15 protein-coding genes are annotated in these 15031 nt (G+C 71.7%); 10 read left to right on the top strand and 5 right to left on the bottom strand.

The window, feature by feature from the left end:
- Positions 1-24: 24 nt before the first annotated feature.
- Together V6V47_RS26935 and V6V47_RS26930 are read left to right on the top strand one after the other, a co-directional pair.
- Entirely contained in the window at positions 25-504 is a 480-nt protein-coding gene (locus tag V6V47_RS26935) for a hypothetical protein (protein WP_334631171.1), read from the top strand.
- The gene (locus V6V47_RS26930) at positions 504-962 is read left to right on the top strand and encodes a hypothetical protein (protein WP_334631170.1); all 459 of its coding nucleotides are present in this window, start codon (positions 504-506) and stop codon (positions 960-962) included. The genes V6V47_RS26935 and V6V47_RS26930 overlap by 1 nt, the downstream gene beginning before the upstream one ends.
- Before the next feature lies 1 nt (position 963).
- Here the strand turns inward: V6V47_RS26930 and V6V47_RS26925 are convergent, their stop codons facing one another.
- Positions 964-1629: a TetR/AcrR family transcriptional regulator gene (locus V6V47_RS26925; RefSeq protein WP_334631169.1), complete on the bottom strand. Its 666-nt coding sequence runs from the start codon at positions 1627-1629 to the stop codon at positions 964-966.
- Positions 1630-1740: 111 nt separating this feature from the next.
- Here V6V47_RS26925 and V6V47_RS26920 point away from each other — a divergent pair, with 111 nt between their 5' ends.
- Together V6V47_RS26920 and V6V47_RS26915 are read left to right on the top strand one after the other, a co-directional pair.
- A complete protein-coding gene (locus tag V6V47_RS26920) occupies positions 1741-3240 on the top strand; it encodes a flavin-containing monooxygenase (protein ID WP_334631168.1) in 1500 nt (499 codons plus the stop codon).
- A 63-nt stretch (positions 3241-3303) separates the two neighbouring features.
- Positions 3304-4236, top strand: coding sequence for an SDR family NAD(P)-dependent oxidoreductase (locus V6V47_RS26915; protein WP_334631167.1), 933 nt, complete (start codon positions 3304-3306; stop codon positions 4234-4236).
- Between the two features lie 36 nt (positions 4237-4272).
- On the opposite strand, the gene V6V47_RS26910 is transcribed toward V6V47_RS26915, so the two are convergent.
- The gene (locus tag V6V47_RS26910; protein WP_334631166.1) at positions 4273-5460 is read right to left on the bottom strand and encodes a low temperature requirement protein A; all 1188 of its coding nucleotides are present in this window, start codon (positions 5458-5460) and stop codon (positions 4273-4275) included.
- A gap of 56 nt (positions 5461-5516) precedes the next feature.
- Complete coding sequence (locus V6V47_RS26905) at positions 5517-5936, bottom strand: hypothetical protein (RefSeq protein WP_334631165.1); 420 nt, start codon at positions 5934-5936, stop codon at positions 5517-5519.
- A gap of 141 nt (positions 5937-6077) precedes the next feature.
- Between V6V47_RS26905 and V6V47_RS26900 the strand changes: the two genes are divergently transcribed.
- From V6V47_RS26900 to V6V47_RS26880, 5 genes are all read left to right on the top strand, one after another.
- Complete coding sequence (locus V6V47_RS26900; RefSeq protein ID WP_334631164.1) at positions 6078-7166, top strand: S-(hydroxymethyl)mycothiol dehydrogenase; 1089 nt, start codon at positions 6078-6080, stop codon at positions 7164-7166.
- On the top strand, positions 7163-7792 hold the full coding sequence (locus V6V47_RS26895; RefSeq protein WP_334631163.1) for an MBL fold metallo-hydrolase: 630 nt from the start codon (positions 7163-7165) through the stop codon (positions 7790-7792). Before V6V47_RS26900 ends, V6V47_RS26895 begins: the two co-directional genes overlap by 4 nt.
- A 45-nt stretch (positions 7793-7837) precedes the next feature.
- Positions 7838-8272 (top strand): VOC family protein, encoded by a 435-nt coding sequence (locus V6V47_RS26890; protein WP_334631162.1) that lies wholly within the window; start codon positions 7838-7840, stop codon positions 8270-8272.
- On the top strand, positions 8269-9363 hold the full coding sequence (locus V6V47_RS26885; protein ID WP_334631161.1) for a DUF3626 domain-containing protein: 1095 nt from the start codon (positions 8269-8271) through the stop codon (positions 9361-9363). Before V6V47_RS26890 ends, V6V47_RS26885 begins: the two co-directional genes overlap by 4 nt.
- A gap of 500 nt (positions 9364-9863) precedes the next feature.
- Positions 9864-10577 (top strand): hypothetical protein, encoded by a 714-nt coding sequence (locus V6V47_RS26880; RefSeq protein ID WP_334631160.1) that lies wholly within the window; start codon positions 9864-9866, stop codon positions 10575-10577.
- Between the two features lie 66 nt (positions 10578-10643).
- Here the strand turns inward: V6V47_RS26880 and V6V47_RS26875 are convergent, their stop codons facing one another.
- Positions 10644-12272 (bottom strand): alkaline phosphatase D family protein, encoded by a 1629-nt coding sequence (locus tag V6V47_RS26875; protein WP_334631159.1) that lies wholly within the window; start codon positions 12270-12272, stop codon positions 10644-10646.
- An 86-nt stretch (positions 12273-12358) separates the two neighbouring features.
- On the bottom strand, positions 12359-13729 hold the full coding sequence (locus V6V47_RS26870) for an alpha/beta hydrolase family protein (RefSeq protein WP_334631158.1): 1371 nt from the start codon (positions 13727-13729) through the stop codon (positions 12359-12361).
- Between the two features lie 213 nt (positions 13730-13942).
- Here V6V47_RS26870 and V6V47_RS26865 point away from each other — a divergent pair, with 213 nt between their 5' ends.
- Entirely contained in the window at positions 13943-14254 is a 312-nt protein-coding gene (locus V6V47_RS26865; protein ID WP_334631157.1) for a MazG-like family protein, read from the top strand.
- Positions 14255-15031: the final 777 nt, after the last annotated feature.

Below are 15031 nucleotides of genomic sequence, written 5' to 3'. Positions count from 1 at the left end.
GGGGACCCGTTCTACCGTCCCCGCATGGCATTTCGCGACAAGGAACTACGAACGCCCGGAACGCTTCTGGTGGATGGTCGCCAGCTCAAGCGCTACCACATAGACCAGCCGGAGCGGCCGATCGAGGCCGAGGTGGAGAAGGCCGCGTACGACTTCCTGCCCGCCCTGCTGGCCGGGGTCGCGGACGACGGCACCCCGGCGGCCGGGTGGGTGGTGCTGCACCGCGGCGCGGACACCGGCGCCTATCTGCTGGCGTACACCTGGGTGTGGGACAACGCCCTCGAGGTCCGCGTCGCCGCGGCCGGGCAACCGGCGCTGGACTGCCCGGACGCGGACCCGACCCACTTCGTCGAGGTACGCCTACCCGCCGTCGGCTGCGTGTGGGAGCTGGCGGTGCTCGAGCACGAGCGGGCCGCCTGGGTCCGGCACCTGCTTGCGCCGGAGCATCCCGACCTGGCTGGATATCTGAACGACACTCGAGCGGAAGGGCCGGTGGGCCGCTGATGGGCGACTTCGACTTCTACGTGGGCACCTGGAACGTGGTCAACCGGCGGCTGCGCGAGCGGCTGGTCGGCTCCGACGAGTGGGAGGAGTTCCCGGGCATCTCCGTCGCGCACTGCTTCTTCGGCGGCGGCGGCAACTTCGACGAGGTCACCTTCCCGACCAAGGGTTCGGCGGGCGCCACGATCAGGATCTTCGATCCGAAGCGCGAGGAGTGGTCGATCTACTGGATGAACAGCGAGCGCGGCGAGTTGGAGCAGCCGCCGATGGTGGGCCGCTTCGTCGACGGCGTCGGCCGCTTCTACGCCGACGACCAGCACGAGGGGCGACCGGTCCGGTGCCGGTTCATCTGGTCGGACATCACCGCGACGACGGCCCGCTGGGAGCAGGCGTTCTCCGTCGACGGCGAGCAGACTTGGGAGACCAACTGGATCATGACGTCTACCAAGGCCGCGGAGTAGGTCAGGGCGACGGCGGGGGAGCGGTGTCGCGGTAGATGCCGGCCATCCAGAGGTCGAGCAGCACGTCCACCACGTCCCGCTCGGCGACGGCCGGGCCGTCGCCGGCGAAGGTGGCGTACCAGACCCGCTCGTTCATCGAGTTGAGCGCGATGGCGAGGTCCCGGGCGGGCAGACCGTCCGGGGCCGCGCCGCGTCGCCGTTCCGCCTCGATGGCCGCCTCTATGGCCTGCACCCAGCGCTCCAGCACGGCCGCCCAGAGCCGGCGTACCTCCGCGTTCGTGCCGCGCACCTGCGCGCAGGCAAGCACCAGCGCGCGGTGCGCGCCGAACGTCTCGTGGAACCGGTGGATCAGCTCCCGCCACCGGGCCCGGGGGTCCTCGGCGAGCCGGACCAGCACGTCCCCGGCGGCCGCGTCGGCCTCCTCGGTGACCCGGTCGAGCAGGGTCAGCAGCACCGCGTCCTTGGATGGGAAGTAGAAGTAGAACGTCGGCCGGGAGATGCCGGCACCGCGCGCCAGGTCGTCGATCGAGATGTCGGCGAACGCCCGCTGCTCCAGCAGCCGCTCGGCGGTGGCCAGGATCGCCGTCTCCCGGTCGTCGCCGGTGGATCGGGCCGCGCGGCGTCCGCGCGGGGTCGCTCTCGCGGCACCGGTACGGGCGGTCGTCATGGCCGCTGATGTTACCCGAACTCGACAGGGTGTCGATGGACTCGACAGGGTGTTGACGGGCATCGGCGGGGCTGGATAGTGTCCGTCCACTGCCCCGGATGGAGGAAGGCCATGACCTCCGACCACGTCGACGTGCTCATCATCGGAGCCGGCCTCTCCGGCATCGGCGCCGCCTGCCACCTCCGTCGTGAGTGTCCCGACAAGACGTACGCGGTGCTCGAGGCGCGCGACGCGATCGGCGGCACCTGGGACCTGTTCCGCTACCCGGGCATCCGGTCCGACTCGGACATGTTCACCCTGGGCTACTCGTTCAAGCCGTGGACCAACCCGAAGGCCATCGCCGACGGCGAGGCCATCCGGGAGTACGTCCGGGAGACCGCCCGGGAGCACGACGTGCAGCGGCACATCCGCTTCCGACACCGGGTGCTCCGCGCCGAATGGGACAGCGGCACCGCCCGCTGGACGGTGCACGCGCAGCGCACCGACACCGCCGAGACCGTGGTGCTGACCTGCTCGTTCCTCTTCGCCTGCTCGGGCTACTACCGCTACGACGAGGGCTACACGCCGCCCCTGCCGGGCGTCGAGGCGTACACCGGTCGGCTCGTGCACCCGCAGCACTGGCCGGACGACCTCGACCACACCGGCAAGCAGGTGGTGGTGATCGGCAGCGGCGCCACGGCGGTCACCCTGGTGCCGGCGATGGCCGAGCGGGCCGCCCACGTGACCATGCTCCAGCGCTCACCCACGTACGTCATCGCCCTGCCCTCCCGTGACGTGCTGGCCGACGCGTTGCGGCGCTGGCTGCCGGCGAAGGCCGCGTATCCGGTGGTGCGCTGGAAGAACGTGCTGCTGTCCACCGTCAACTTCCAGCTCAGCCGGCGCGCGCCCAGCCTGGTGAAACGGCTGCTGCGTCGGGCCGCGAAGGGCCGACTGCCGGTCGGCTACGACATCGACCGGCACTTCTCGCCCCGCTACAACCCATGGGACCAGCGGCTCTGTGTGGTGCCCGACGGCGACCTGTTCACCGTCGTGCAGCAGGGCTCCGCGTCGGTGGTCACCGACACCATCGACACGTTCACCGCGCACGGCGTCCGGCTGGCCTCCGGCGACGAGCTGGCGGCCGACATCGTGGTCACCGCCACCGGCCTCAACCTGCTCGCCCTCGGCGGCATGACGCTCACCGTGGACGGCGCCGACGTCGACCTGGCGAGCACCGTCGCCTACAAGGGCATGATGCTCTCCGGCGTGCCGAACTTCGCGATGACCATCGGCTACACCAACGCCTCGTGGACGCTCAAGGCCGACCTGGTCGCCGGGTACGTCTGCCGGCTGCTGCGCCACCTGGACCGCACCGGCCAGCAGGTCGTCACCCCGCTCCCACCGCCCGGCGGCGAGCTGGTGCCGCTCATCGACCTGCGCTCGGGGTACGTGCTGCGCAGCGTCGACGCGCTGCCCAAGCAGGGTGCGACCGCGCCGTGGCGACTCCATCAGAACTACGCCCGTGACGTGCTGCTGATGCGGCACGGCCGACTCACCGACGAGGGTGTGCGGTTCGGCCACGCTCGCGGCGTGCCCGCGGCCACCGCGCCGGCCGCGCCGCCGGCCAACTGAGCGGCCCGTCCCCGTACCCTCCCGGCCAGGTCGCCGGGATCCGCCGAGAGAGGAGCACCGATCGTGCAGAGGTTCGAGTTCGCCGGTGCGACGGCCGTGGTCACCGGCGCGGCCAGCGGTATCGGTGCGGCGCTGGCGCACGCACTGGCCGACCGCGGCAGCGACCTGGTCCTGCTGGACCGCGACGCCGATCGGCTGGACGCGGTCCGCGCCGCGATCCGTGCCGCACACCCCGACCGTCAGCTGCACACCTACCTGGTGGACCTCGCCGACGCGGCGGCCACCGCCCGGGTGGCCGCCGAGATCGGTCAGCGGCACCCACGGGTCCGACTGCTCGTGAACAACGCCGGTGTGGGCCTCGGTGGCCGCTTCGACCAGGTGACGTTCGACGAGTTCAGCTGGGTGATCGACATCAACTTCCGGGCCGTCGTGCAGTTGACCCACGCGCTGCTGCCCACCCTCAAGGCGGAGCCGGGCGCGCACCTGGTCAACGTCTCCAGTCTGTTCGGGCTGATCGCGCCCGCCGGGCAGACCGCGTACTCGGCCAGCAAGTTCGCGGTACGCGGCTTCACCGAGGCCCTACGCCACGAGCTGGTCGACGACGGCATCGGGGTGACGTCGGTGCACCCCGGCGGGATCCGTACCCGGATCACCGAGAACGCCCGGATCGGCAGCGGCGTCTCGCACGAGGAGTACGCGGCCGGCCGGGCGCAGTTCGAGAAGCTGCTGACCATCGCGCCGGAGCGCGCCGCCGAGGTGATCCTGCGGGGCGTCGAGCGGCGCCGGGGCCGGGTCCTGATCGGCTGGTCGGCGAAGCTGCCCGACCTGCTGGCCCGGTTGCTGCCCGCCTCGTACAACCGGCTGCTGGTCACCGGTCTGAACCGGGGCGTCGTCCGACCGGCACCGGCCGCGCCGGCGTCGGTCAGCCCGGCGTCGCCGGCCCCGGTGTCGGACGCTTCGGCGCCGGCCGTCGAGGTGGCCCGGGACTCAGCCTGAACCAACCGGCCGGGTCCGCGATGGCGCGGGGTGAGGTCAGAGCGGCTCGGCGCTGGCCCGCTGCGAGCTCGGCCGGACGTCGCGCTGGCGCAGCAACACGGTCAGCGTCACCAGGGCGAACAGCAGCAGCGCGAGCACGTGCACCGGCACCGGGCCCAGCGGCGCGAGCAACGCCAGCAGCGCGACCACCGGGAAGGCCACGACCACCGCGCCGCGCTGCAGCGGGCGGACGTGCAGCAACCAGACGGCGAGCAGGTAGACGGCGATCGGGACGGCCACCGCGTAGCCTGCGGCGACCCCGGAGATGTGCCCGATGTGCCGCTCGTGGTCGGCCACCACGACCAGTCCAGCACCGACCGCGGCGACCGCCGTGAAGATGAAGTAGTGGCCGTAGCCCCAGATCAGCGAGTAGGGCATGTGGTCGGGTGCCTGCACCGGGCGGTCGAAGTAGAGCCACCAGAGCGCGAACACGATGACCGCCCCGGCCGCCGCGAGCGACCAGAGACCGTGGTCCCCGGCGTCCAGCCCGGTCTGGATCGCCACCGAGATGGACAGCACCGCCTCGCCGAGCACGATGAGGGTGAACAGCGAATAACGCTCGGTGATGTGCCGCGGGTGCCACGGCGTCATGCCGGGGCGTTCCGCCACCGCGGGCAGCAGCACGTCGGCCAGCGCCAACGCGAGGAACGCCACCTCGCCCCAGCCGTCGGGCAGGGTCAGTCGCAGCAGCCAGCCGACCTGCAGGACGGTCACGCCGATCGCGTACCGGCGGGCCGCCGCCCGGTGCGCCGGGTCGCCGGCGGCCGCCCGAATCCAGTGCACGACGGCGGCCAGCCGCATCACCACGTACCCGTAGGTGATCACGGTGAAGTCGCCGTCGGTGAACGCGCGGGGCACGCCTGCGGCGATGATCAGCGCACCGGCGATCTGCACCAGGGTGGTGATCCGGTAGACGTCGTCGTCGGTGTCGTAGGCCGAGGCGAACCAGGTGAAGTTCATCCACGACCACCAGATCGCGAAGAACACCATCAGGTAGCTGGACACGGCGTGGCCGAGGTGGCCCTCGGAGACGTCGTGGTGCAGGCTGCCGGCGGCCTGCGCCACGGCCACCACGAAGCAGAGGTCGAAGAAGAGTTCCAGCGGCGTGGCCGTGCGGTGCGGCTCGTCCCGGCGACGAGGCCTCATCGGCCGGTAGAACGGCCGCACGGAAGGGGGGTGGGTCAACGCTGCTCCTCAGGCCGGCCGCCGGGTCGCTCACACGATAGCGACCCCGTGGCAGGTCAGAGGCTTCGGCGGCCGTGGGTGAACCCTTCCAGCACCAGAGTCAGCCCGGCGCCGAGCAGCCAGGAGTCCTTGGCCAGCCCGATGCCCTGCTGGGTCGGGCGCAGACTGCCCGCCTCGCGCATCCCCGGCGTCTTGAGGTAGAGCTGCACCAGGCCCGCGCCGAGCGCCGTCAGGCCGAGACCGACCAGCGGGGCCGGGACGAACGGCGCGAGCAGCGCGGCCCCCAGTGCGACCTCGGTGTACGACAGCAGCTTGGCGAAGCGGGCCGGCTCCAACCGACTGAGCTGCGGTACGGCCCCGACGGCCATGCCGTGCAGACCCTCCGCGGCACCGCCCTCCAAGTTTCGTTTGCCCAGACCCGAGTTGAGGATGAACGCGCCGATGCTGACCCGCAGCGGCAGGTGTGCGAGCTTCATGGTCACTCCCGGTGGTCGTGGTCCGAATGTGGCCCGCGTACCCGGCGCGGCCAGCGATAACCCGCCAGGCGGCCGACTGGGCCGGCCGGGTTGATCGCGGTAGGTTCGCCTGGGTCGCGCACACCATCAGCAGGAGGCGAAGTGAGCCAGGAAGTCCGGGGAGTCATCTCCCGTAGTAAGGGCGCACCGGTCGAGATCACCACCATCGTGGTGCCCGATCCGGGGCCCGGTGAGGCGATCGTCCGGATCCAGTCGTGCGGCGTCTGCCACACCGACCTGCACTACCGCGAGGGTGGCATCAACGACGACTACCCGTTCCTGCTCGGTCACGAGGCTGCGGGCATCGTCGAGCAGGTGGGGGAGGGCGTCACCGACGTCGCCCCGGGCGACTTCGTGGTGCTCAACTGGCGGGCGGTCTGTGGTGTCTGCCGGGCCTGCCGTCGGGGCCGCCCCTGGTACTGCTTCGCCACCCACAACGCCAGCCAGCGGATGACCCTCACCGACGGCACCGAGTTGGCCCCGGCACTGGGCATCGGCGCGTTCGCGGAGAAGACCCTGGTCCACGCCGGACAGTGCACCAAGGTGGACCCGGCCGCCCGACCCGCCGCGGTGGGGCTGCTCGGCTGCGGTGTGATGGCCGGGCTGGGCGCGGCGATGAACACCGGCAACGTGACCCGCGGCGACTCGGTCGCGGTGATCGGCTGCGGCGGTGTCGGGGACGCCGCGGTCGCCGGGGCGGTGCTGGCCGGCGCCACGACGATCGTCGCCGTGGACACCGACTCCCGCAAGCTGGACTGGGCCCGACAGTTCGGTGCCACCCACACCGTCAACGCCTCCGAGACCGACCCGGTGGAGGCTATCCGCGCCGCCACCGGCGGCTTCGGCGCCGACGTGGTGATCGACGCGGTGGGCCGGCCGGAGACGTGGAAGCAGGCGTTCTACGCCCGGGACCTGGCCGGCACGGTGGTGCTGGTGGGTGTGCCGACTCCGCAGATGACCGTCGAGCTGCCGCTGCTGGACGTCTTCGGCCGCGGTGGTGCCCTCAAGTCCAGCTGGTACGGCGACTGCCTGCCCAGCCGGGACTTCCCGATGCTCACCGAGCTGTACCTGCAGGGCCGGCTCGACCTGGACGCGTTCGTCACCGAGGAGATCGCGCTCGACCAGGTCGAGGAGGCGTTCAACCGGATGCACCGCGGCGACGTGCTCCGCTCGGTGGTGGTGTTCCCGTGACCGCGCGGATCGACCACGTGGTCACCTCGGGCACGTTCTCGCTCGACGGGCAGACGTTCGACGTGGACAACAACGTCTGGGTGCTCGGCGACGACAGCGAGTGCGTCATCGTCGACGCGCCGCACGACGTGGCCGCGATCCTCGCGCTGGTGGGTGACCGGCAGGTTCGGGCGATCCTGGCCACCCACGCCCACGACGACCACGTGCGGGTGGCGCCCGAGCTGGCCGAGGCCACCGGGGCGCCGGTGCTGGTGCACGCCGCCGACCGGGTGCTCTGGGATCTGGTGCACCCCCAGCTGCCGCCGCACGGCGAGCTGTACGACGGGCAGGGCATCGACGTGGCCGGCACGACGCTGCTGGTGCTGCACACTCCGGGGCACAGCCCCGGCGCGTGCAGCTTCCACGCTCCGGATCTGGGCGTGGTGTTCACCGGTGACACCCTCTTCGCCGGTGGCCCGGGGGCGACCGGTCGCTCGTACAGCGACTTCGACACGATCATCCACTCGATCCGTCACCGCCTGCTCACCCTGCCGGCGCAGACGGTCGTCCACACCGGGCACGGCGACGACACGACGATCGGCGCCGAGGCCCCGCACCTGGAGGAATGGCTGGCCCGAGGGCACTGAAAACTCGGTCCGCCCACTGGCCCGGTCGGCACTAGGATCCGGCGCATGTCCGCCGAGCACCCCGCACCCGTCGTCCGTCAACTGCGCCTCGTGGTGGAGGCGGCCGACCACGAGGCCGCGGTCGCGTTCTTCCGCGACGCGCTCGGCCTGCCTGAGCAGGCGGCGTTCACCGGCGACGGGGACGCTCGGGTGGTGATCCTGGACGCCGGCCGGGCCACCCTGGAAATCGCGAATCCGGCGCAGAAGCGCATGATCGACGAGGTCGAGGTGGGCCGGCAGGTCGCACCCCGGATCCGGGTGGCCTTCGAGGTGGACGACGCCCGGGAGACGACGGCCCGGCTGGTCGCCGCCGGGGCGCACGAGATCGCGCCGCCCACCCGTACGCCCTGGCAGTCGCTCAACTCCCGCCTGGACGCGCCGGCCGACCTCCAGATCACCATCTTCGAGGAGCTGCGTACGCCGGAGGACCAGGCGGGATGACGGCCGATCCGCTCACTCCGGCGCAGACGGCGGCGTTGGCGTACGTGCGGTCGGTGGCACTCACCGAGCGTCCCACCGCGCTGGCGGCCATCGCCCGCGAGCTTGCCGACGCCGACGTCGACGATCGGCCGGAGCACCTGCTCGCCGGGGTCGTCGCGTCCGGGCGGCTGACGGTCAACTTCCACCCCGACCGGCCGAGCGTCGACGGGCGGACGGTCGCCGACGCTCTGGCCGCCGACGGGGTGTACCGCAGCCAGTTCGTCACCGGCATCTCCAACGGTGGCCTCACCGCGTACCCCGGGGGTGATCGGGACCGCTGGGAGCGACTCCTGTTCGACGGCGCGTACCAGCGCGCGGGCGTGCTGCCGGCGGACCGGCCCACGTACGGCGGTCTGAACCTGCTCGACCACCCGGACGGCGCCTGTCCCCGCTTCGGCTCCTGTCACCTGCGGCTGCGCCCGGCGGTGCTGGCCCGCGCGACGTTCTGCCACGGTGACAGCCACCTCGGGCCCCGGGCCAACGGCACTGCCGACGCGTTCGAGCCGGTGCTCGCCGCGCTCATGACCAGCACCGTCGACACCGGGGAGTGCCTGGGCCGTGCCGGTATGGACGTCGGCACCGTGGCACGGACGCTGTGCGCGCCGGTTGCCCCGGCCACGCCACCGGCCATGGGTCGAGCGCTGGACGACTATGTGGAGGCCCAGATCCACGGCACCCTCGACCTTGCTCGGGACGTCGAGGCGCTGGTGGTGGACCCGTCCTTCGACGGAACACCGGTCGGCGCGACCCTCGAGCTGATCGCCCGACGCCACGGCTTCCCGCTGGAGCGGCATCCCGGTTTCGTGCTACCGGTCGAGCGGGTCGATCCGGTCTTCCGGGGCCCGGCCATTCCGGTGCTGGCAGCTCGGTTGCACCGGGAGTTCTCCCGGCCCGGTGCGCCGGTCGACGCCGCGCTGATCGGCCGGGCCGCGGCCTCGGTGGTCACGGAGCCGGCCCGCTGGGCCGACCGAGGGCCGATCACGGACACCTTGCAACACCTCAAGCAGCTCTGGCATGTCCTGGTTCGGTACGGCGTACCGCGCGTTCCCTGACGTCCCCAATCGCCCGGCGTGTCCGGGTCGTGTCCGGGTTCCTTGGCCGAAGGGAGAATGTGACCGACCGTGCCCCGCTGATCCGCCCGGCCGGCCGACCACCTCCCCGGGTCGGGTCCTTTGCTCTGCTTCAACGGACGCAACAGCGGCTGAGCTGCGGGTCCGCGATTCATGCCGGCGTTGAGGCCCCGTCCCCTCTTTACCGACCGTGACTGTTGCGTCGAGTTAAGCAGAGCAAGGGGAGTGGGCGGGAGGTCGGTGCTGGCCTGAATGTCACCCTCCGGCGCCGCTGTCCGACGTGGCTCATCCGCCGAGCGGCCGGCGAGATTCCCCGGAGTGACCAGGACCGCACGCTGTCCGGGCAGTGGGCAATTCCGGAATGTCCGACAGGGCAACCTCGTTGTGTCCCCCGTACCGCTGGAGCCCAAACTCTCTCCGCGGTTCATCTCCCGAGGAGTGTTCACCCCGGAGCGCTCCGCACGATCGAGAGGGCCACCTTCGTGAAGGTCGACTTCACTCGACGGCTCCCCGCCATCGCTAAGGATTCGTACCGTAAGACCGCGCTGAGCGTGTTGGGTGTGGCCGCCCTCGGCGGCCTGGCGTTCGGGCCGACCGCGGTCGCCGCCCCGGTCACCTCCGGGCCGCACCAGGGCGCCGTCGCCGCGATCGAGCGCGCCACCGGCAAGGCCACCACCACCGCCCACCAGGACGAGCAGCCCATCGAGTCCGGGTTGACCACCGGCTCCGCCACCGGCAAGCCGCCGGCCGGCAAGCCGAGCCGCGCCGAGCTGATCCCGCACGGCATCGAGGGCGCCCAGTCGCGCATCCCGCTCGACGACGCGCAGCTCGCCAACGCCCGGGCGATCGTCAACGCGGCCAAGAAGACCGGCGTCGGCGACCGAGGCGCGGTGATCGGCGTCGCCACCTCGTTGCAGGAGTCGAAGTTGTACAACCTCGGCCACCTCGGCGCGTACAACGACCACGACTCGCAGGGCCTGTTCCAGCAGCGTCCGTCGTCCGGTTGGGGCACGCCCGAGCAGGTCACCGACCCGGACTACGCGGCCTCGGCGTTCTTCGGCGCGTTGAAGAACGTGGGCGGCTGGCAGGACCTGCCGCTGACCGCCGCAGCGCAGACCGTCCAGGTCTCCGCCTTCCCGTACGCGTACGCGCAGTGGGAGGAGCAGGCGGCGGACGTCGTCCAGCAGCTCTGGTGACACACGTACGACCGCGCGCCGGCCGGCTCCCACATCGGGGGCCGGCCGGCGTTGTCGTACCCGAGATCATGCCAGTGGCGTGGACTCCTTGCGCAGCTTCGCCGAGCCGGCACCCACCGACCAGCCGGCGACCCAGCGGCTGGTGCTGGCCGCGCGGGTCCGGTCGGCCAGGTGGTACCAGTCCATCCGGCAACGCTGCCGGGTCACCTCCAACACGCCGTACCCGTGCCCGTCCAGTTCGGTCCAGCGGACGTGCGGGTTCGTCGAGCGCAGCAGCCCGGCTCCCAACAGGCTGAGCGGGTTGCCGGCCGGAAGGCCGAGAAAGTCGTTGACGTTGTCGCTGGTCACCGAGGGCACCACGAACTCGGCGGCGGCCGGGTTGTTCTGGCCGGTCGACCGGGTGGTCACCTCGTTGGCCCATGAGGTGTGGATGTCGCCGGTGAGGAACACGACATCGGTGGTGGCGGTGGCCCGCAGGTGGTCGACCAACTCGTTGCGGTCGGCGTTGTAGCCGTCCCACTGGTCGGCGTTGAGCACCGCCCCGTTCTGCGGGATGCCGAGCAGCGTGCCGAGCGGACCGAGCAGCCAGGCGGGTAGCGCGCCCACGTCCACCCGGGCGATCATCACGGGATTGCCGACCAGCTTCCACCGCGCGTCGGACGTCGCCAGGCCGGCCTTGAGCCAGGACATCTGCGTGTCCCCGGTGATGGTGCGTCCCGGGTCGTCCACCGCCGTACCGGACGCCTGCTGCGAGCGGTACGTCCGAAGGTCCAGCATGGAAAGCTCGGCGAGCCGCCCGAAACGGAGCCGCCGGTAGATGGCGCCATCCGTGCCGGCGCGGACCGGCATCCATTCCAGGTACGCCTGCCGGGCCGCCGCGAGCCGGTCAGCGAACGCACCCTCGGTCCCCGGAGTGTGGTTCTCCGCGCCGCCGGACCACTGGTCGTTGGCCACCTCGTGGTCGTCCCAGGTGATCACCCAGGGCAGCGCCGCGTGCAGCGCCTGCAGGTCCGGGTCGGTCTTGTAGTGCGCGTGCCGGATCCGGTAGTCGGCGAGGGTGAGGACCTCGTGCGTCGGCTGCACCGCGCGGACCACCGTGCCACCCGCGTCGAACTCGCCGCTGCCGTACTCGTAAAGATAGTCGCCCAGGTGCACCACCAGGTTGAGGTCGCCGCGCTCGGCCAGATGCCGGTACGCCGCGAAGAACCCGGCCTCCCAGTTCGCGCACGACACCACGCCGAGGCGCAGCCGGTCGATCTCCGCGTCGAGCGGCGGCGCGGTCATCGTGCGGCCGGCCGACGACCAGCCGCCGGCGTGGCCGAACCGGTACCAGTAGGTGGTTGCCGGCGCCAACCCACTCACCGCCACCTTCACCGTGTGGTCCCGGGCCGGACCGGTGTGCTGTGTCCCCGTGGCCACCACCGTGGTGAAATCGGGGTCGACGGCGACCTGCCAGGTCACGTCCACCTCGGGGCCAACGCCGGTGCCGGGCAGTGCCTCGGGGGTGGGGGTCAACCGGGTCCAGAGCAGGACGCCGTCCGTCAACGGGTCACCGGAGGCCACCCCGTGCAGGAAGGGGCCTTCGGCCGCGTGGGCCGGGCTGCCGCCGGCGAGGGCGGCGCCGGCCAGCACGGCGGTGCCGGCCGAGGCGCCGGCCAGCCGCAGGAGGGTACGACGGTCGAGGGTGTTCGTCATGGTCAATGTGTCTACCGTCGATTGTGGCCCGTGCGCTGCCCCCGTCGACGACTGTTCGCCGAGCCGTCGACGGGGGTTCCGTTTGATCAGCAGGCAGCGTAGAGGCGGCGGGTGCCGACGCCGGCGGCATGCGCGGCCCGGTCGCTGAACCGGCAGCCGTAGTCGGGTCGGGCCACCACCGCCGGGTCGGTCACCGTGTCACCGGCCGGGCGAGCGCCGCCGCGTACCCAGGACACCAGATCGTCCCAGCCCGCGCCGGCTTCGGCCGGGCTGAACTCGCAGTGCTGCGCGGCCCGGATGGCCCGCTGCACCACCAGCCGGCTGCGACCGTTGCGGGCCACGTCGGTGGCGTACGTCTGCTCCATGCTGAACGGCACGAACATGTCCCCGAGGTCGTGCAGGCTGAGCACCGGCGCGGTGGGACGGCCGGCGATCTGCGGCACCTCGGTCAGCGTGGGCAGGAGCCGTTGCCAGATGTTCTCCGGTGCGACCCGCTGCACCGTGGTGTTCACGTTGACCGGGCTGTTCGGGGTGTAGCGGGTGAGCAGGTTGGTGGAGAGCTGCCCGGGCCGTTGGGCGGGGGAGTCGCCGCTCCCGGTGGGCACGCTGATCGAGAAGAGGAAGTCCTTCCAGACCGCGAACGCGGCATCCGCGCCCGGGCGAGGCCCGCCCGAACGGTTCACCGTGATCGCCCGCAGTTGCTTGCCCCGGTCGTTGGTGGTGTCCGGGCCGGTGGGAGTGAGCCCGGCCAGGCCGAGCGCCACCTGGATCCGGGGCGCCGCGTCGCTCAGGTAGTCGGCTGGCACGGGGTAGGCCCGTATCCCGGCGAGGGCCTGCGCGGCCAGGTTGTAGTCGAGGTAGAAGTCCATCAGCGTCTGGTCGCCGAGCACTCCGCACATGGGCAGCGCGCCGTCGTAGAAGCCCGGATACTGCTCCAGCGAACGGCCGATGATGTACCCACCCATCGACACGCCCGCCAGGTAGGTGCGGTGCGGATGGCGCACCGTCCGTCCGAAATGGTCGGCCAGGTCACGGGTGCCCAGGACTCCGGAGCGGATGTTGAAGCCGTTGCGGTCGTAGGAGGACGACGCCCAGGCGTACCCCTGCTCGAGCAGCCGCTGGCGCAGGCCGAAGCCGGGCTGCTCGGGCGAGAGCACCATGCCCTGGCCCCGGTAGCCGTGCGCCCACATCACCAGCTCGCCGTTCCACCGGGCGGGGACCTCGATGATGTACCCGGCGTGGCGGTGCACCCCCTGGCGTACGGTCGTCGGTTTGCCGGCCACGACCAACGGCGCCAGCGGCGGATTTTCGATGGTGTACCCGGGCAGCGGCAGACCGCCCCCGGGGTCGCGGTCGGCGGCGCTGGTCGGGGCCGCGCCGGCCAGCCCGATCGCAAGGGTGAGGGTCGCGGTGGACGCGAGCAGACGGCGCAGTGTACGGAAGGGTGCGGACAACATCGATGCTCCCCATCGGACGGATGTCGCCCGGGGGGCGACCAGGCGGGACGGTTGTCTACCGGCCGGTAGCGTCCTGAACCTAGGACCGCCGTCGACCAGTGTCAATGGCCGAGCTGACCTGCTGGTCAGCTTCGACTGTCCGGCCGGTCAGACCACCCGTGCCGCTGCCACCCGGCGGACGATCGACCGGGCCGCTCAGGTTGACTGGTCGCCGTGGACGAGTCGATCTGGGAAGCGGCCCGCGCGTCGCGCGGCTGGCTGGACGCGGCGAACGGCAGCGGGCAGACGGAGTTGACCTGTCGCATCCTCAAGCTGACCGAGGAGGCGGGGGAGGCGTCGGCCGCCTGGATCGGTCTGCTCGGGCAGAACCCGCGCAAGGGCGTCACCCACACCCGTGCGGACGTGGCGGCGGAGTTGGCCGACGTCGCCTTCACGGCGCTGGTGGCAATCGAGAGCCTGGGACTGGACGCGCAGTCGGTGCTGGACGACTGCGCCGCGAAGGTCCGCTCCCGCCTCGCTGGGTGAGCGCGGAGATCCGCGCAACTTCGGGGATGTTGCTGCCTCCGACGCTCCCGAGGCAGCACTATCCCTGAAGTTGTGCAGATCTTGGCCGGGTCGCGTCCACGATCGCGCTCGATCCTGGATGTAGTGGCCTCACTGCCGTGGCGATGCCACTGGAACCTGGATCGAGCACGACCTTGCGTGACCGCCTACGCCGTGAGCGGCGCCTCGGGTCGGTGTCCCTCGCGTGAGCGACGCCTCGGACCGGTGTCCCTCGCGTGAGCGGCGCATCGGGCCGGTGTCCCCCCGTGATCGACTCGGTATCGGTGATGTCGCGGTATCCGCCCGTCCCCGATACCCCGACATCACCGATCCCGAGTCGATCATGCCCATGGTGGCGGGTTTGACCCATGCCGGTCGGGCGATCGTGTGCCGAGTATCCGGTATGGGTGGGTTCGTCATGTGACCGGGTGCACTCGTGGGGCGGAATCGTGGCCGGGCCGGGGTCGTTACATACCCTGACGATCGCAGGACCGCCCCGCGAAGGGCCGGATGGCAGAGCCCGCAGGGCCGGCCCGCCCCCGCACACTGGCCTTGGCCTGAGGGGCCCCGATCGCGGAGCCCGGGGCCGGAATGTTGGCCGGCTGGCGGTCGTTACACCTGGACCCGGCGCCACGAGGCCCCGCCCGTCGGCCGCCGTGAAGACTTTCCCCCCGCTTGTTGCAGCGCCGGACGAGGTGCTCACACCCGCACACCCGGGTGTCCTTACCCCCGAAGGAGCTTCCCCCATGAACACGATCA

Source organism: Micromonospora sp. CPCC 205539 (genome assembly GCF_036906815.1).
Taxonomy (GTDB): Bacteria; Actinomycetota; Actinomycetes; order Mycobacteriales; family Micromonosporaceae; genus Micromonospora.
This window is presented reverse-complemented; position numbering and strand designations above follow the sequence as displayed.